General features: G+C 71.6%; 16 protein-coding genes. 7 read left to right on the forward strand and 9 right to left on the reverse strand.

All coding sequences use genetic code 11. The features are described from left to right. The first annotated feature begins 43 nt into the window (after positions 1-43). The gene (locus Acy02nite_RS24725) at positions 44-940 is read left to right on the forward strand and encodes a hypothetical protein (protein WP_203744491.1); all 897 of its coding nucleotides are present in this window, start codon (positions 44-46) and stop codon (positions 938-940) included. Positions 941-1,249: 309 nt separating this feature from the next. Here the strand turns inward: Acy02nite_RS24725 and Acy02nite_RS24730 are convergent, their stop codons facing one another. The 3 genes from Acy02nite_RS24730 to Acy02nite_RS24740 all read right to left on the reverse strand — a co-directional run bounded on the left by Acy02nite_RS24730 (position 1,250) and on the right by Acy02nite_RS24740 (position 4,970). Further along, the gene (locus Acy02nite_RS24730; protein ID WP_438820866.1) at positions 1,250-3,193 is read right to left on the reverse strand and encodes an APC family permease; all 1,944 of its coding nucleotides are present in this window, start codon (positions 3,191-3,193) and stop codon (positions 1,250-1,252) included. 152 nt (positions 3,194-3,345) lie between these two features. Beyond that, the gene (locus Acy02nite_RS24735; RefSeq protein ID WP_203744495.1) at positions 3,346-4,014 is read right to left on the reverse strand and encodes a 4'-phosphopantetheinyl transferase family protein; all 669 of its coding nucleotides are present in this window, start codon (positions 4,012-4,014) and stop codon (positions 3,346-3,348) included. Between the two features lie 134 nt (positions 4,015-4,148). Beyond that, positions 4,149-4,970 carry a metallophosphoesterase family protein gene (locus tag Acy02nite_RS24740; RefSeq protein ID WP_203744497.1) on the reverse strand — a complete coding sequence of 274 codons (822 nt, stop codon included), beginning with the start codon at positions 4,968-4,970 and terminating at the stop codon, positions 4,149-4,151. 120 nt (positions 4,971-5,090) lie between these two features. On the opposite strand from Acy02nite_RS24740, the gene Acy02nite_RS24745 reads away from it, so the two are divergent. Beyond that, positions 5,091-6,728: a PAS domain S-box protein gene (locus Acy02nite_RS24745; protein ID WP_203744499.1), complete on the forward strand. Its 1,638-nt coding sequence runs from the start codon at positions 5,091-5,093 to the stop codon at positions 6,726-6,728. On the opposite strand, the gene Acy02nite_RS24750 is transcribed toward Acy02nite_RS24745, so the two are convergent. The 3 genes from Acy02nite_RS24750 to Acy02nite_RS24760 form a co-directional block, all read right to left on the reverse strand. Further along, on the reverse strand, positions 6,718-9,033 hold the full coding sequence (locus Acy02nite_RS24750) for a glycoside hydrolase family 65 protein (protein ID WP_203744501.1): 2,316 nt from the start codon (positions 9,031-9,033) through the stop codon (positions 6,718-6,720). The two genes, Acy02nite_RS24745 and Acy02nite_RS24750, sit on opposite strands and share 11 nt — an antisense overlap. After that, complete coding sequence (locus tag Acy02nite_RS24755) at positions 9,026-9,349, reverse strand: PfkB family carbohydrate kinase (protein WP_239175165.1); 324 nt, start codon at positions 9,347-9,349, stop codon at positions 9,026-9,028. The genes Acy02nite_RS24750 and Acy02nite_RS24755 overlap by 8 nt, the downstream gene beginning before the upstream one ends. A gap of 97 nt (positions 9,350-9,446) precedes the next feature. Further along, positions 9,447-10,130 carry a TetR/AcrR family transcriptional regulator gene (locus Acy02nite_RS24760; protein ID WP_203744505.1) on the reverse strand — a complete coding sequence of 228 codons (684 nt, stop codon included), beginning with the start codon at positions 10,128-10,130 and terminating at the stop codon, positions 9,447-9,449. Positions 10,131-10,157: 27 nt separating this feature from the next. On the opposite strand from Acy02nite_RS24760, the gene Acy02nite_RS24765 reads away from it, so the two are divergent. From Acy02nite_RS24765 to Acy02nite_RS24780, 4 genes are all read left to right on the forward strand, one after another. Further along, positions 10,158-11,258 (forward strand): hypothetical protein, encoded by a 1,101-nt coding sequence (locus tag Acy02nite_RS24765; RefSeq protein ID WP_203744507.1) that lies wholly within the window; start codon positions 10,158-10,160, stop codon positions 11,256-11,258. Between the two features lie 112 nt (positions 11,259-11,370). Continuing rightward, positions 11,371-12,096 carry an alpha/beta fold hydrolase gene (locus tag Acy02nite_RS24770; protein ID WP_203744509.1) on the forward strand — a complete coding sequence of 242 codons (726 nt, stop codon included), beginning with the start codon at positions 11,371-11,373 and terminating at the stop codon, positions 12,094-12,096. 85 nt (positions 12,097-12,181) lie between these two features. Beyond that, positions 12,182-12,859, forward strand: coding sequence for an SDR family NAD(P)-dependent oxidoreductase (locus Acy02nite_RS24775; RefSeq protein WP_239175166.1), 678 nt, complete (start codon positions 12,182-12,184; stop codon positions 12,857-12,859). 292 nt (positions 12,860-13,151) lie between these two features. After that, positions 13,152-14,243 (forward strand): hypothetical protein, encoded by a 1,092-nt coding sequence (locus Acy02nite_RS24780; RefSeq protein ID WP_203744511.1) that lies wholly within the window; start codon positions 13,152-13,154, stop codon positions 14,241-14,243. Between the two features lie 177 nt (positions 14,244-14,420). Here Acy02nite_RS24780 and rpmG read toward each other — a convergent pair whose 3' ends face one another. Together rpmG and rpmB are read right to left on the reverse strand one after the other, a co-directional pair. Further along, the gene (gene rpmG, locus Acy02nite_RS24785; RefSeq protein WP_239175168.1) at positions 14,421-14,588 is read right to left on the reverse strand and encodes a 50S ribosomal protein L33; all 168 of its coding nucleotides are present in this window, start codon (positions 14,586-14,588) and stop codon (positions 14,421-14,423) included. Next, positions 14,588-14,821, reverse strand: a complete 234-nt coding sequence (gene rpmB, locus Acy02nite_RS24790; protein WP_203744513.1) for a 50S ribosomal protein L28 — start codon at positions 14,819-14,821, stop codon at positions 14,588-14,590. The genes rpmG and rpmB overlap by 1 nt, the downstream gene beginning before the upstream one ends. Before the next feature lie 43 nt (positions 14,822-14,864). Here rpmB and Acy02nite_RS24795 point away from each other — a divergent pair, with 43 nt between their 5' ends. After that, positions 14,865-16,133, forward strand: coding sequence for a CobW family GTP-binding protein (locus Acy02nite_RS24795; RefSeq protein ID WP_239175170.1), 1,269 nt, complete (start codon positions 14,865-14,867; stop codon positions 16,131-16,133). A gap of 45 nt (positions 16,134-16,178) precedes the next feature. Here Acy02nite_RS24795 and Acy02nite_RS24800 read toward each other — a convergent pair whose 3' ends face one another. Further along, positions 16,179-17,009 carry a DUF4253 domain-containing protein gene (locus Acy02nite_RS24800; protein ID WP_203744517.1) on the reverse strand — a complete coding sequence of 277 codons (831 nt, stop codon included), beginning with the start codon at positions 17,007-17,009 and terminating at the stop codon, positions 16,179-16,181. Between the last annotated feature and the right edge of the window lie 57 nt (positions 17,010-17,066).

Here is a 17,066-nt window from a genome sequence, read left to right on the forward strand (position 1 = left end):
GATAGCCTCTTCACGCTCAGTGGGCTCGACGCGAAGGGTGACCATGGACGCTCTAGCCGGCCGTCTGGCGGCCGAAACTGACATCCGGACGCTGCAGATGGCGCAGTATTCGGGATTTCTCGACGATCCGACGGTGCCACGGCACGGGCTGCAACCCGACGGCCGTTTCCACCTCGGCGACGTGCTGGTCGACCTGCCCGCCGGCGAGCCGGTCGGCGACGTCGGCTTCCAGAACTGCGTGCCCGCCGCGATGGCGCTGCTCGCCCAGTCCTGGTACGCGGCGGCGAAAGAGCAGTACAGCCCGACCCTGGAGGACACCCTCAAGATCTACGAGAAGGTGTCACCGTTCCGCCGCGACGGGGCGGCTCCGGCCCGCACGGCCCTGCCCGTCTCCGGCGAGCGGGAGGCGCACAACGACTTCGGCACCAGTCTGCTGCTGGCGCTGAAGGTCTGGGTCCACCGGGAGCAGCCGCTCGCCGGCCTGCTTCCCGAGGCCAGCGCATTCCTGGAGATCGAGCCGCGCAACCTGGACCAGTTGCGTGACGCGATCCAGCGCTTCGGCGGTGTCCTGCTGGGACTGGGCCTGCCCCAGTCGATCAAGGACAGCTCCGGCGCGCTGCGCGACTCGTGGTTCGTGCCGGGTTACGGCTCGGTCTACGACGCCACGCCGGGCAGCCTTTCCAGCCACTGTGTGGCCGTCACCGGGTACTCGCAGCGCGAGTTCTTCTGTGTCACCGCCGGCCGGATCCGGCGCTTGTCGCAGGAGTTCCTGCTCACCTACGTCGAGGAGGCCTACACGGTCACGCCCCCGGCGGTCCTCGACGGCAACCCGGCTCTGCGCGACCGCATCCACGCCGATCTGGAGGACATCCGCAGGGCGGACCGCCCGGCCGGCATGCCCGCCTTCAACCACCGCTGGCGCGGCGGCAACATCATGTAGATCGACGCCGTGGCAGGCCTGCGCCGCTACCGCGAGACGCCGTGGCCAGGGCTGCGCCGCTCCCGCGAAACGCCGCCGCCGGGCTGCGCCGCTCCCGCGAAACGCCGCTGCCCGCCCACGCGGCCGGCGTCGCCGGACGGTTCCCCCCGACCGGGAGCGGGAGGGCGCGGCCGACGACGCCGAACGGGAGCGGGAGGGCACGGCCGGCGACGCCGAACAAGTTCGCCGGCCGGGCGCGGGGGCGCGGCCGGCGTCGCCGGCCGGTTCCGCCGAACGGGCGCAGGGGGCGCCGCCGGCGGCGCGGTCAGGTCATCCGACGTGGATGGCCGGGCGCCGGTCCGGGTCCGGCTCCTGCTTGCGGATGATCTCCCGGACGACCGGCGCGGTGTCCCCGCGGCCGAGCAGGAAGTAGCGGAACATGTGCACCAGCGGACTGCCCTCGGCCCAGGCGAAGTAGCAGTGCGGGCGCACCCCGGTGCTCTGCTGCAGCGCGAGCAGGACCGCCGCGATGGCGTTCGGCCCGGCCGGCGCGTTGGCCCGCAGCACCCGGTACTCGCCCACCTCGACGCCGCGGACGTGCAGCGTGTCACTGAACTCCGACGGGTCGACGACGTCGATCTCGAGGAACAGCACATCGGCGGTGCCGGGCACCGGGTTGTCCCCCCGCTGTTCCTGCTCCTTCTCGGCGTACTCGGCGACGTCACCGGCCTGCCGGCGGTTCGCGATGATGTTCAGGGCCCCGTCGAAGGCGATGGAGTCGGTGACGAAGCGGCGGGCGTCGTCGTCGAACTCGATCCGGTCGGCGCGCAGCTCGGTGGTGCGGGTCACCCGGGAGATCAGCGACACGACGATGATCCCGGCGATGAACATCGCAGAGATGGCGATCCCGTCCGGCTTGTCGATCACGTTCTTGACCAGCGCGTACAGCAGCACCGCGGTCAACGCCCCGAACCCGGCGGTCGCCAGGCGCCGGCGGGCGCGCAACACGGAGACGGTGACGGCGAACGCGCCGGACACCATCATCGCCAGGATCCCGGTCGCGTACGCCCCGGCCTGGGCGTTGACGTCCGCGCCGAACCCGATCGTGATGATCACGCAGATGGCGGTGTAGACGAGCACCACCGGGCGCACCGCCCGGCCCCACTCCGGCGCCATGCCGTATCCGGGCAGGTAGCGGGGCACGATGTTGACCAGGCCGGCCATCGCGGACGCCCCGGCGAACCACAGGATCAGGATCGTGCTGATGTCGTACACGGTGCCGAAGGTCTCGCCGAGCTGCTCGTGAGCGAGCCAGGCCAGGGCCCTGCCGTTCGCGGCGCCGCCGGGCTGGAACGCCTTGGCCGGGATCAGGACCGTGGTGACGAAGCTCGCCGCCAGCAGATAGACGCTCATGATCAGCGCGGCGGCGGTGAGCAGCTTACGGGTGTTGTGGATCCGTGAGCGAAGCCGCTGCTCGTCGTCGGCGCCGGTCGCCTGGATCAGCGGCATCATGCTGACCCCGGTCTCGAAGCCGGACAGCCCGAGCACGAGCAGCGGAAACGCCAGCAGCGCGGGCTCGATCAGGCCGGTGAACCCGCCACCACCGGCGGTCAGCGCATCCGTCCACGCCGAGAACGCCCCGCCGGAGCCGGCCACGTCGATCAGGCCCGCCACGATGGTCACCGCGTTCAGCGCCAGGAACACCGCGACCAGGGGGATCGCCACGGTGACCGCTTCGCTGAAGCCGAGCAGGAACACCCCGCCCAGCAGGAGCAGCAGCGTCACGGTGATCGCCACCTCGTGGCCGTGCAGCGCGCTGGGGAAGAACGGGTTCTCCACGATGTGCACCGACGCGTCCGCCGCCGACAGCGTGATCGTGATGATCCACGAGGTGCAGACGAAGCCGAGCAGCACCAGCACGAAGACCTTACCGCGCCAGAACGGCAGCAGTTTCTCCAGCATCGCCACCGATCCGGCGCCGCGCGGGCTCTCCTTGGCCACCCGCAGATACATCGGCAGCATCCCCAGCAGCGTCAACAAGACGATCAGCAGCGTCGCGAGCGGCGACACCGCCCCGGCTGCCAGGGCGGCGATCGCCGGCACGTACGCCAGGCTGGAGAAGTAGTCGACGCCGGTCAGGCACATCACCTTCCACCAGGCGTGCAGCTTCCCGTGCCCCTCCCCCGCAGCGGGCCCGGACGGCTGCACCTGGTGCCGCAGCAGCCACCGCGCCAGGCCACCCCCGGCTTGCGCGGGGCGAGCGGGGCTGTCCACCACTGCCGGTAAAGCGTATTCGTCTGTCGATTCCACGTCGCTCTCTTCCCGCGGTACTTCCTGTGACCGTGCGAGGAGCACGGTACGACCTGGCAGGTAGCCACCCGCACCCCGGTGCAAACCTCAGCGGCCCCGACCGGCGGCGCCGGGGACTACGCGGGGGTGCGGGGCACCGTCACCGCGGTCAGCACCAGACCGCCGGTGACCCGATAACGGCCGGACAGGTCAACGAGGTCGGCGCCCCCGTCGAGCCGGCCGCCCGGCACCAGCAGGTGGCCGGTGAAGGTGCCCGCGGCCGGGTCGAGCCGCAGCTGGGCGTCCTCGAAACCGAGCCAGCGCCCGGTCAGCGGGAACCAGGCCTTGTAGATCGACTCCTTCGCGCAGAAGAGCAGCCGGTCCCAGCAGATCGACGGGTCGGCCCTGGCCAGTGTGGTCAGCCGGTCCTCGTCGCCGGACGCGACCACGATCTCCAGCACCCCGTCCGGCAGCGGCGCGTGCGGCTCCGCGTCGATGCCGACGCTCGCCACGTCGGTGCTGCGCGCGACAGCGGCGGCCCGATACCCCGCACAGTGCGTGATGCTGCCGACCACCCCGGCCGGCCAGCGCGGCTCCCGGTGCGGCCCGCGGCGGATCGGGACGGGCGGACAGCCGAGCCGGGCCAGCGCTTCACGCGCGCATCGCCGGGCGGTGACGAACTCCCGCCGGCGGGCCTCGACCGCCACCGCGATCAGGCCCTCCTCCTCCGGGAAGACCGGCTCGTCCGGGTCGTCGGTGAACGCCTCCACCACCGCGACCGGCGACGGCAACAACGTCTCGATCATCGCCGGCCACCCAGGACTGTTCTTACCCCGCACTGGTCACCGGGCGCTCTCACGCCCCGATCCTGGCACATGGCGGCCGAGCCTCGCAGTCCCGCCGAGACGTGATCCACAGCCGCCCTGATCGGCGGCGCCGGTCAGCCGAGGATCCGGCGCGGCTTCCCGGGCGGGGTGTCACGCCGGCTCCACTCCCTCGGGTAGCCGAGCGACACCTCCTCGAACCGGACCCCGTCGTACGTCGTGGTCCGCGGGATGTGCAGGTGCCCGTAGACCGAGACGACGGCGCGGAACCGGACGTGCCAGTCGGCCGTGAGCTCGGTTCCGCACCACTGCGCGAACTCGGGATAGCGCAGGATCCGGGTCGGCTCGCGCACCATCGGCCAGTGGTTGACCAGCACCGTCGGCAGCTCCGGGCCGATCGCCGCCAGCCGCTTGCCGGTCGCTTCGACCCGCGCCCGGCACCAGTGTTCGCGGCCGGCGTAGGGATCGGGGTGCAGCAGGATCTCGTCGGTGCAGACCACCCCGGTCTCGTACGCGTACGCCAGCGACTCTGCCTTGGAATTCTGCCCTGGCAGCCGGAAGGAGTAGTCGTAGAGCAGGAACAGCGGCGCGACCACGACCGGACCGCCGGGGCCTTCCCACACCGGGAACTCGTCCTCCGGGGTGGACACGCCCAGCTCCCGGCACGCCTCGACCAGCCTGTCGTAGCGGGCCACCCCACGCGACTGCTCCGGATCCTGGCGCGGCGTCCACAGCTCGTGGTTGCCCGGCGACCAGATCACCTTGGCGAACCGGCCGGCGAGCAGGCGCAGCGCGCTGACCACGTCGCCGAAGATCTCGCCCACGTCACCGGCGACGATCAGCCAGTCACCGTCGTCCGACGGCCTGATTCCCTCGAGGATCTCGCGATTCTCCCGGTACGCCACGTGTAGATCGCTGATCGCGAGCAGAGCCGGCACCGTGTCAGGCTAGACGGCCGCGTCGCGGGCCGGTGTCCCGGTTGTGCACGGACAGCGCGAACGACAACCCTGCGTACACCTGATATGGACACATAGAAACACCGCTGGTACTAGTGGGGCGTGCTGAGGGCCCTCGAATGGTTCGTCCTGGGAGTCGGTAGCGCGGCCGCCATCCTCTACGGCGTCCACCGCCACCGGCCCGCCCGGAACGCGCCCTGGCTGCTGCTCGCCGCCGCCGTCGTGGCCAGTGCCGGCGGCGACGTGCTGACCGCGCTGAACCGGCCCCGCGTCGCCGACGTCTGCTTCTACGCCATGTTCGTGCTGGTCGGCTGCACCCTGCTGCAGTTCACCCGGGTCGGTGCGATTCTCGTCGACCGGACCCGGCTCATCGATCTGCTGGCGTTCGCGTGCTCGGCGATGCTGGTGATCCGGGTGTTCGTCATCGGTGACGCGGGCGGGATCGGGGACGTTTCCGGGGCGTACGTCATGGGGGCCCTGCTACTCCTCGCGGTGGTCACCCGTCTGCTGGGCGCCGCCGGGCGCAACCTGTCGGCCGTGCTGCTGGTCGCCGGCGCGGTGGGTGTCCTGGTCAGCGACATCGTGCAGCCGCTGTGGCCGGGCCGGCTCAGCGAGTCCGGGTTCGTGCTGCTCTACCTGGCCTGGGGCACCGCCGCGCTGCACCCGTCGATGGTGAGGCTCACCGAGCCCGCGGCGCCGCGCCCGGCTCCGTGGCTGGCGCGCTGGGCGACGCTGCTGGGCATCTCGGTCGCCACCCCGCCGATCGTGCTGCTGATCGAGGCGATCGACGGCACGGTCAGGGACGGCGTGGTGATCGCCGTGGCCGGGGCGATCACCCTGCTGCTGACCGTCACCCGGCTGACCGACGCGGTGAACCTGAACGGCCAGGCCCTGATGCGGGAGCGCGGCCTACGGCAGGCCAGCGCCGCGCTGGTCGCCGCGGCTGACACCCGGGCCGTGGACGAGGCCGTCCGGGCAGCGATCGCCCAGCTCATGCCGCCGGACACGGTCCGCAGCGCCGTCGTCGCCACCGACGACCACCAGCTCGCGTCGGCAGCGGTGCCCGGTCCGGGGGCCGGCTTGGCGCACCGCAGCTGGTGGGCCGGGGAGGCCGGCCACGACGACGCGACGCTGGTCTGCCCGCTGTGGCTGGAGCCGCTCGCCGTCGCCCGGCCCAGCGGCGGAGCCCTGATCCTGGTGGGCCGCCGGGAGACCCTCACCGCCAGTCGTGACACCCTGGAGGTGCTGGCCGGTCAGGCGGCGCTCGCGCTGGATCGCATCTCCCTGATGGAGGCGGTCGGCCGCCGTGACAGTGACCTCTATCTGCGCACGGTGATCCGGAACAGCGCGGACATGATGCTGGTGATCGACGAGGACCAGCGCATCCGGTACGCCAGCCGGTCGCTGCGCGAGTTGCTCGGCGTCGACGACCTTCCGCCGCTGGCCACCCTCGACGACCTGGTCCATCCGGACGACCGCAACCAGCTGCGTCAGGCCTTCCGCGGCTCCGGCGACGGTGTGGTGTCCTGTTCCCTGGTGCGGGCCGGCGGCGGTCAGGTGCTGGTCGAGGCCACCTACCGGGACCTGCGCGAGGACCGCCTGGTCCAGGGTTTCGTGGTCACGATGCGGGATTTTCCCCGGGGCCCTGAGCCGGGCGAGCGGCGGCCCCGGCGGGACAGGCCGGCCGAGTTGCCGGCCTGGTTGAACCGGCGCAGCGCCCGCCACAAGTTCAGGTATTAGAGAGCATCGGCTTGCGGGGCTCGGGTGGCCGTGGGGACGGCGGGGCGGGACGGGTGGCGATCGGTTCAATCGGGAGCGTCGCGCTCTCACCGTCCGCCAGCGTCACCGGTGATCCGTGGTGCGCGAAGGTCACCCGGTCGCCGGTGACCTCGTACGTGGCCTGCCGGGGTGTGACAGTCACCCGCAGGCGGCTCCCGCGGTGACGCAGGCGGAACCGCAGCCGCGGCAGGTGCCCGGGCAGCCGCGGCGCGAACGACAGGCGGCCGTCGTGGTCACGGAACCCGCCGAAGCCCTGCACCAGCGCGATCCACACGCCCGCGCAAGCGGCGATGTGCAGGCCGTCGCCGCCGGACTCGCCGCCGCCGGGGCGCAGGTCGAGCAGGGCCGCCTCGGCGAGATAGTCGTGGGCGAGGTCGAGGTGGCCGGTCTCGGCGGCCAGGACCGCCTGCACCGGAGCCGACAGTGACGAGTCGCGGACGGTCCGGGCCTCGTAGTAGACGAAGTTGCGCAGCTTCTCCCCCGCCGTGAACGCCCGCGGATGCAGCATCATCGCCAGGACCAGGTCGGCCTGCTTGACGACCTGCTGCCGGTACAGGTTCAGGTACGGGAAGTGCAGCATCAGCGGATAGTCGTCGTCCTTGGTCCGGTCGAAGTCCCACTCCCGCAGGCTCGTGAAGCCGGCGTGCTGCTCATGCACGGCACGCTTCTGCGCGTACGGGATGAACAGCCCCCGCGCCACCTCACGCCACTCACGGATCTCGTCGGCGGTGACCCCGGCCTCGCGCAGCAGGCCCTCGTGCGACGCGGCGCCGAGCAGGTTCTGCCGGGCCAGCAGGTTGGTGTAGACGTTGTCGTCAGCCAGCGCCGTGTACTCGTCGGGCCCGGTGACCCCGGCGATGTGGAACACGCCGTCGTCGTCGGCGTGCGCGACCCGGCACCACAGCCGGGCCGTCTCGGCGAGGATCTCCAGGCCGCACTCGCGCAGGAAGTCCTCGTCGCCGGTGGCCGCCACGTACCGCAGCACCGCCGCGGCGATGTCCGCGTTGACGTGCAGCGCCGCGGTCCCGGCGGGCCAGTACCCGGAACACTCGGCGCCGCCGATGGTCCGCCACGGGTAGGCCGCCCCGGCCAGGCGCAGCTCGCGAGCCCGGTCCCGGGCCTCGTCCAGCGTCCGGTGCCGCCAGCGCAGGGCCATGCCGACGCAGGCGGGATGGGTGTAGGTGAGCACCGGCAGGACGAAGACCTCGGTGTCCCACAGCACGTGACCGTCGTATCCGTTGCCGGTCAGCCCCTTCGCCGCGATCGGGTGCGGGCCCGCCTGGGCGCCGGCCTGCAGCACGTGGAAGAGGCTGAACCGGACGCCCTGCTGCACCTCCGGATCGCCGTCGAGCTCGACGTCCGCGCCGGCCCAGAAGTCGTCGAGGTACTCCCGCTGCCGGCGCAGCAGCACGTCGAAGCCGAGCCCGGCGGCCTCGTCCCGGTCGGCGAGCGCCTTGGTGACCGGGTCCGGCTCGGCCCAGGCGTACGCCAGGAACTTGTCCAAGCGCAGCGGCGCACCCGGCCGCAGCGTCGTGGTGAGGCCGGCGCGGATGCGATCCGGTTCGCTCGACGCCGACACGGGCGCGCCGGTGTGGGCCACGGCACTGGCCACCTCGATGCCGCTGCGCCGGGTGCGGTGCAGCAGCACCTCCGGTGAGTGAGACAGCGGCCGCAGCGGCGAGTCCAGGACGGCCGAGGCGCGCGGGTCGTCGCTCTGGTCCGGCTGCGCCTCGTTGGCCACCAGGTCGGAGTCGATCCGGATGCGCACCGGGCGGTCGAGCGCTTCGACCTCGTACCGGATCGCGGCGACCGACGGGTGCGTGAACGACACGAGCCGGATGCTGCGGATGCGCACGGCGGCCCCGGACGGGGCGACCCACTCCACATCGCGCCGCACCGTGCCGGCGCGCAGGTCGAGGCAGCGCTCGTGCCGGCGCAGTGAGCCGGTGCGGACGTCGAAGCGCTCCCCGTCGACGGTGAGCGCGATCAGTTTGCCGTTCGGGGCGTCCACGATCGTCTGGGTGCGTTCCGGGAAGGCGTACCCGGCCTCGGGATAGGTCAGGTCCCGCTCCTCGTACAGCGAGTTGAGGTAGGTGCCGGGCATGCCGGTGGGCGCGCCCTCGTCGAGGTTGCCGCGCAGGCCGATGTGCCCGTTGGCCAGCGCGAACACGGACTCGGACCAGCGCTGCCGGCCGCTCTCGAACCCGTCGGCGCTCAGCGTCGTCTCGCGGATCACCCACGGCTCGGCGGCTCCGATGTCACTCACCGGCGAGCTCGTCCACGCGCTTGCGCAGGTCCGCGGCGGTCAGCTCCGGACGCCCGCCCGGGTGCCGCGTCCACGTCGACACACGCCGAGCCTGGTCGAGCAGCCGGTCCCCGACGCCGTCCCGGCCGGCCACGGCGACCAGCCGGGCCCGCGCGCCCAGTTGCACCAGCCCGACCGCCTGATTCGCGCCCTTGCCACCGAGTTGCTCCCGGCGTGCCGTCGCGTCGGCGGCGCTGCCTGCTGACGGCAGGACGTCGACGCTCAGGGCGAGATCACGGGCGAGTTGTCCGACTACGGCGACGACCGGTGTTTTCACGCCCGCTCCAGTACCCAGTGATCCGTCCGGCATTCGGCTCGTGCCGCGGCCCACACGTCACTGTCGCGATCACCGCATCCGGCCGGCTCGCGCCTGCTCAGGAAGAGGGCGGCAGGAGAGCGGTCGTCAGCTGCTCGGTGAGCCATTCCTGCGCGCGGTCGAAGGTCCAGCCTCGATCGCGTATCAAAGCAGGCCAGGCGGCGGCGCCGAAGTAGAACCAGAGCAGGTCGTGGACTTCGGCCGGGTGGAGTCCTTCCCGCACGGCGCCGAGGTCTGTCAAACGGCCGGCGATCTGGGCCAACGCCGCTTGGAACCGTTTCGTGGTGCGGTGGTGCAGGTCGGCGGTTCCCGGCTCGAACTGACACTGCGGGAACAATTCCGTGACCGTCTCCCAGTGTCGTTCGTGAGTACGTCGGATGCCCTCGCCGGCCAGCCGGATGATCTCGGCCGCGTCGGTGGACGTCGCTATGACGGCGAGGCATTCGGCGATCAACGGGTCTGCCACCGCGGGTTCCAGCAGCGCCGCCAGAATGTCGGCCTTTCCGCCCGTGCTGGTGTAGACGCTGGGCACAGCGACGCCGGCACCGCGGGCGATCTGCGGAACGGTGGTCGCCGCATAGCCCTGCGTGATGAACAGCCGCCGGCCCGTCGCCAGAATGGCGGCCCGCGTGGCGGCGGCAGCCTCGGCGCGGCGCGGCGAGTGGTAGCGCCCAGTGCTCACGCCGAGATCGTAGCCGGTACCGCCGGGCGGGCCGCCCGTCATCGGTGTTGCGCTCGACACAGACAACAATGTTGAACATAGGACCCTATGGCGAATACGCTCGCCGCCATGGTCGCAGCGATGGCGGCAACGACATCGCCCGGCTCTATCCAGGTCGCCTTTTTACCTGCCGACAATTCTTATTCGCTGGAGTGCGTGATGAAATGGTCCGATGACGTCGATCAGGTAATGGCAGGCGATCTGGTCGCCGCGTTCGCTTATCTGACGCCGGCCGGCGGCGCTGTCGCGATCCCCGTCTCACCCCTGGGTCTCCGGGACCGGGAAACGGGATCGATCGCGGTCACCACGTCGCTCGCGTTCCACGGGAAATTGGCGCGATTGCTGCGTGAACCGCGAGTGGCCATGGCCTACCACACCCGTGACCACGGATTCTCTGCCGGCCCGGCATTCGTGCTGGCACAGGGCGACGCAGCCGTCTCCGTCACCCCGTCCCCCGAGCGCCTGGCCGTCGTCAATCCCGCGATCGAGCGCTTCCTCGGCCCCAGCCCGTCCGGCGCCTTCTGGGACTGGATGCTGCGCGAGTACTTCGAGCAGCGGGTCGTCATCGACATCGCGGTACGCAGAACGACCTCGTGGCCGACCACCGAAGCCGGTGGAACCGCCACGGTCGACGGCGAGCCATGGCCCGGCAGCCCACCGGCCAGTCAGACCCCGCCCAAGAATGGCGTCGCGCCGCGCGTCGACACGGCAAAGGTGGCGCGGCGGGCCGGCAAACTGGCCCATCAACTCCTCGCCTACCGCGGCAGCGACGGCCGGCCGGTCATCGTGCCGGTGGAGGTGACCGGGCACAGCGAACAGGGGCTGCACCTGCGAGCCGCCGAGGGACTTCTGCCGGCCGGTGCCCGCCGCGCCGGTCTGACCGCCCACTCCTTCGGCCCGCAAGCGACAAGTCTGGCCAACCTGCTCTGCACCGGCTGGCTCGAAGTGTCGGGCCGGACGGCGATCTACGCCCCGCATACCACCGGCGGGTTCACCACCCCGGCCAACAAGAGCGTGCAGATGTTGCTGAACGGCCTGCTCTCGAAGCAGCGTCTCCGCCGCGCCCGCCGCGACGGCACGCTCGACGGCCTGGCAAAACTTCAGGACCAGCAGCGGGACCGGCCCCGGCACCCCGGCCCCGCCAGGTAGTCCCGAGGTCGCAACGGCCGCCGTTGACAGCCCCGACCTCTGTGGTCTGCCGCGAGCCCCGCTCGACACCTGGACGCACCACGCGTCCGCCACCATCGTATGGAGGAAAGACATGACACAACCGACAATCGTCCTCGTGCACGGCGCCTGGGCCGACGCGTCCAGCTGGAACGCCGTGACGACGGCCCTGCGGGCGCGGGGGCTCACCGTGCTCGCCCCGACCAATCCGCTGCGCGGGATCGCCTCCGACGCCGCGTACGTCTCGTCGTTCCTGGCCCAGCGCACCACCGGACCCGTCGTGCTGGCCGGCCACTCGTACGGCGGCACGGTGATCACCAACGCGGCGACCGGTGGCGCCGACGTGCGGGCCCTGGTCTATGTCGACGCGTTCCTGCCCGCGGAAGGCGAGACGGTCTTCCAGATCCTGGGCGGTTCGGGCTCGGCCTTCGACGTCCCCGACCCGGCCGTGGTGTTCGACATCGCCGGCTATCCGGGGGCGCCCGAGGGTGACGCCGAGGCGTTCCTCAAGCCGTCAGCCGTCCACGAGGCGTTCGCCCAGGACCTGCCCGAGGAGCAGCGCTGGCTGATCGCCGCCGGGCAGCGCCCGATCACGCTGAGCGCCAACACCGCACCGTCGAGCAGTGCCGCCTGGAGGACGCTGCCCAGCTGGGCGGTCGTCGGCACCGAGGACCGGGTGATTCCGCCCGCCGTGCAGCGCTCGATGGCCGAGCGGGCCGGTTCGACGATCACCGAGGCGGCCGGCTCGCACGTCTCGATGATCTCCCAGCCTCAGGTCACGATCGACGCGATCCTGGCCGCCGCGGCTCACGCCGCCTGATCGCCGGTTGCCCCGGCCCGCGGGCCGGGGCAACGACCCATCCCCTCCACCACTTCCGCACGCACCTGTGAAAGAGAGAACCACCTTGTCCGAAAAGACGCTCGACCCGAAGCACGCCCTGATCATCGGCGCCGGCCCCGGTCTCGGCCTCGCCGTGGCCCGCCGCTTCGCCCGCGAAGGCTTCGCGATCACGCTCGTGTCCCGTAACGAGGCCGGCCTGGCCGAGCTCGCCGGCGAGCTGCGAGCCGGCGGGGCCACCGTCGGCACCTTCACCGCCGATGCCGGCGACGTGGCCGGCTTCCGGGCCGCCCTCCAGCAGCTCTCCACGCGCATCACACCCGCCGTCGTGGTCTACAACGCCGCGGTCGTCACGTTCGACAGTCTGCTGTCCGTCGACGCCGAATACCTGCAGCACACGTACGCCATCAACGTGCTCGGCGCGATCACCACCGCCCAGGTGTTCACCCCGGCCATGCGCGCCACCCGCTCCGGCACCGTGCTGATCACCGGCGGCGGGGTGGCACGGTACCCGTCGGCGCGGCGTGGCAGCCTGACCCTCGGCAAGGTCGGGGTCCGCGCGAGCGTGGCCATGCTCGCCGAGGAGCTCGCCCCCGACGGCGTGCACGTAGCCGGGGTCACCGTCGCCGGCATCATCGCCCCCGGCACCGCGCTCGACCCCGACGTAATCGCCGAGAACTACTGGACGCTGCACACCCAGCCGGCCGATCAGTGGAGCACCGACATCTACTTCGACGGCCGGTGACGACCGGCATTCCATGCCCGGTACGACAGCAGCACTCCCGTGAATGCGAAACGGCAGATTCGTGACTTCACCGTTCTTATGCAAAGGTCTTCATATGAGCAGTTGTTGACGCATGCAGGGTTACCCATTCGAGTGGATCGGTGATTACCTCTGCCGCACGGAGAGGTATCTTGTGGTCTTGATCCGGACCATTCCTCTTCGGTTCCGGCGCGTACAGGGGGCCGCTTTCTTGAGCTCGTCCGAAGGCACTCCGGAGGCCGGCCTCAGATCGCAAGCCGAAGCAGCCGTACGGATGAGCGCCGGGCCGCCACGCCGGAGCCGCCGGACCGTGGCCGCGCCGCTGGTCGCGCTGACCGCCGGCGGCGTGCTGCTGTCCACGGAGCCCGAGCGCGGCGACTCCGCCGCGCCGCCCGGCCCGATCACCGCCGCCGCCGCATGGCCGGGCGCACACCGCGCCGACCTGCCCGGCACCCTCGCCGACGGCACGACGTTCGACCCGAAGCTGTTCCTGACCGCCGACACCGTCCTCGGGACCGCACCGACCCGCGACGGGAGCCGTGCCCGGCTCCTGTTGCGCGCGCCCGGCGGCCTGCGCGAGCTTCGCCGGTTGCCGACCGGCACGGCCCCGGGTTTCGACGACTTCGCGGTGGCCGGTGACGATGTCGCCTGGGCCGAGTCGGCCGACGAGGGGCCGATCACGATCTGGTCGATCAATCTGCGGACCGGCCGACCCGCCCGCCGGTTGACCGCCGACACCGGCAACGCCGTCTTCTACGGCGGGCAGAACGATCTGGTGATCGCCGGCGGCCGGGTGCACTGGGCGGCGAGTGCGGCGGACCCGGCTGTCACGGAGATCCGGTCGGTGGCGCTGACCGGCGGTCCGGTCACCGTACGCCAGGAGCCCGGCACGTGGGGTCTGAGCACGTGGCCGTGGCTGACCGACGCCGCCGGCGGCCCGTCGGGTCAGATCCGACTGCGGGACCTGAGCACCGGCCGCGACGTGCGGGTGGCAACGTCCGCCGGCGACGCGGCCGAGTGCAGCCCGGTCTGGTGCCGGGTGATGGTCTCCGACAGCCGGGGACTGGTCCGGATCGACCTCATGCGCCCGGACGGCTCCGCCCGGCGGCGCATCGCCGGCGCCGGCACCCTCGCGGCCGTCGCCGACGTCGCGATCCTCGACCGCTTCGAGATCCTCTCCCAGGCCGTCCCGGGGTCGTATGTCACCGGCGTCGCCGGGTTGCGCGTGTACGACATCAGCACCGGCGACACCGTCGACATCGCGGCGGGCGCCGGCTCCGCGTTCGCCCGGGCGGGCGTGCTGTGGTGGTCCACCGGCAGCGCCGAGGCCGCCATGTGGCACAGCCTGGACCTGCGAACCGCTTGACATCCGCCTTTACAAGTATTTCTTATCGGTAGATGTCAATGTGATGCTCGGTTCGGAAAAGCAAGGAAATCCATGCGTCTAGCGTGCCGGACATGGCGAACGACGCACTCGCGCAAGAACTGATCGCCACCAGGGCGGTACGGCGTTACTCCCGCTCGGTGAGAGCACGCCGGGCCATCAGCGATCCTCCCGGAAGTCGACGTGGCGGCGGGCGATCGGGTCGTACTTGCGCAGCACGACGCGGTCGGGGTCGTTGCGGCGGTTCTTACGGGTGACGTAGGTGTAGCCGGTCCCGGCGGTGCTGCGCAGCTTGATGACCGGGCGTACGTCGGTGCTCCTGGCCATCAGCGCACCGCCCCACGGGCGCGGAGGCGGGCCATCACCGCGTCGATGCCGTCGCGGTCGATGACTTTCAGGCCGGTGGTGCTGACGTCGAGCCGCACGGTGGTGCCGTCGGCAAGTCGGAAGCGGCGGCGTTGCACGTTGGGATTCCAGCGGCGGCGGGTGCGGCGGTGGGAGAAGGACACGGCGTTGCCGAAGCTGGGCTTGGCGCCGGTCACGTCACAGACGAAGGACATGCCCCGACTTTACAATGAAAACCATTTCCAACAAGATGGGGGTGTGAGTATCGACCCGACCACCTCGACCGCGCCGGCACGCACCGATCGGCGGCCCGCCGTGACCGTGCTGTCCGGCTTCTCCCCCGCCGCCGTGCAGGCGGCCGCCCGCGCCGTGCTGATCGGCGGCGACCGGCTCCTGGCGATGAGTCACGACCTGACCGGGATCCGCGACGGCATCCTGCGCCGCACGGTGCGCTCGGCCACCGAGCTCATCGAGCAGAGCACCGTCGAGCTGGTGCACGGCTGCGTGTCCTGCACGCTGCGCGAGAGCGTGCTGCCCGCCCTGGTCCGGCTCGCCCGCACGCATCCCGGCCACGACGTGCTGCTGGTTCTCCCCTCCGCGATCGAGCCCGGGACGGTCGCCACCGCGTGCGCGCACAGCCTGGTCGACGGCGCGCCGGTGACCGACGCGGTGCGCTTCGACTCGTACGTCACGGTGGTCGACGCGGACAGTTTCCTGCACGACCTGGCCAGCCCGGACGACCTGCGCGACCGTGACCTGCACGCCGCCGAGGACGACCACCGTGCGGTCGCCGACGTCGTCGCGCACCAGGTCGAGTTCTGCGACACGGTCATCCTCTGGAGCCGGCCGGACACCGACCCTCTCGAGCTGAGCAGGCTCGGCACGCTGGTGCACCGGCTCGCGCCGTGGGCAGTGCAGGTGCCGACCGGCACCAGCCACAGCCTGGACTGCACCGGGCTGGCAGCGCTCGTCGGCAACACCCGCCGACACGACCCGCACCGGCCCGGCACACTCGGGCTCGCCCTGGAAGGGCGGCAGATCGCCGTGCACGACCCGGACCCCGACGGGGTCACCTCGATCCTGTTCGAGGCCCGCCGCCCGTTCCACCCCCAACGGTTGCACGATTCACTGGGGACCCTGACCGAGGAGGCGCTGCGCGGCCGTGGGCAGCTCTGGATCGCCAGCCAGCCCGACGTGGCCGTCGCGTTCGAGTGCGCCGGCGGCGGTGTCAGCATGGGCAGCCTCGGCTACTGGCTGGTGGCGCTGCCGGTCGAGCGGTGGACCGAGACCAGCGTCGAGCGGCGCCTGGCCGCCGACCTGTCCTGGGATCCGTACTACGGTGACCGGCGCACCGTGCTCGCGCTGATCGGCATGCACCTCGATCACGCCGCCGTCACCGAACTGCTCGACTCCTGCCTGCTCACCGATGCCGAGCTGGCCGAAGGCTCCGACCGGTGGCCGGCCCTGCCCGACCCCTTCGCCGGCTGCTTCCCGCTGACCGACGACACCGGCACGGCCCGTCCGTAGTGCCGCTGGAAGCCCGGGAAGGGAACCCGCGGTCGCCGCGAAGAGTCAGGGACGGCAGTGTACGAACCAGGCGTCGCCGTGCGGCAGCGCCAGTGCCAGCTCCCACCGCTCGTGTTGCAGGCTGCTGCCGACGGTCATCAACTCCCCGGCGAGCTGCCACGCATCCTCCGGGTCGACCGGCGGACGCGTGGCAAGGAATTGCAGCATGGTGCCCCAGGACGCCACCAGTTGTGCGCCCCACCGTTGCTCCCACCGCAGGATCGCGGCGCCCAGCGCTTCGGGGCCCCTGTCGCGTTCCGCCCCGTAGTAGAACAGCCATTGCGGGGCGAGCCACTGCGCCGGCGTCGGCAACAGCACCAGTCGTACATCGGAGTCGGAGTACCAGTTCTTCGTACTGCTCAGCTGTGCCGCGCGGGCCATGCCGCGGGCAGCCAGGGCCGGGTCGGCGAGCATCTGCTCGTAGACCCACCGGTCGAGTCCTCCCTGGGTGATCCCCGTCAGCCGAGGATCGTCGCGGCGGCCCGCACCCGACCCCAGACACGCGTCGAGGTAGTCGGTGATCTGCCATGCCTCGTAGTCGCCACGAGGGTCGCCGAAGATCGTCCACGGATCCGAGGTCTGCGCCGCGGCAGCGAACGCCGCGCCTTCCTCCGGCGTCGGTTCGGGTTTCAGATCCTCGAAGTCGGTCATGACCGGCCAGCGCCCCGTCACGGGCACCGCTTCCCGGGCCGCGCGCCACAGCGGCAGCATCGCGGTGCTGTCGGGTCCCTCGACGACGAGGGTGCCGCTCGGTCCCTCCTGCACCTCGTGACCCTCGAGCGCCGTGCCGCGTAGTGCGGTCATGACTTGCTTCGGGTCGTTCATCTCCATCGCCATAGCCGCCCACCGTAGCGGCGAGCACCGACGGCGGTCCCCCGCACGCCGCCATGCGCG

Source organism: Actinoplanes cyaneus (genome assembly GCF_016862095.1).
Classification (GTDB): domain Bacteria; phylum Actinomycetota; class Actinomycetes; order Mycobacteriales; family Micromonosporaceae; genus Actinoplanes; species Actinoplanes cyaneus.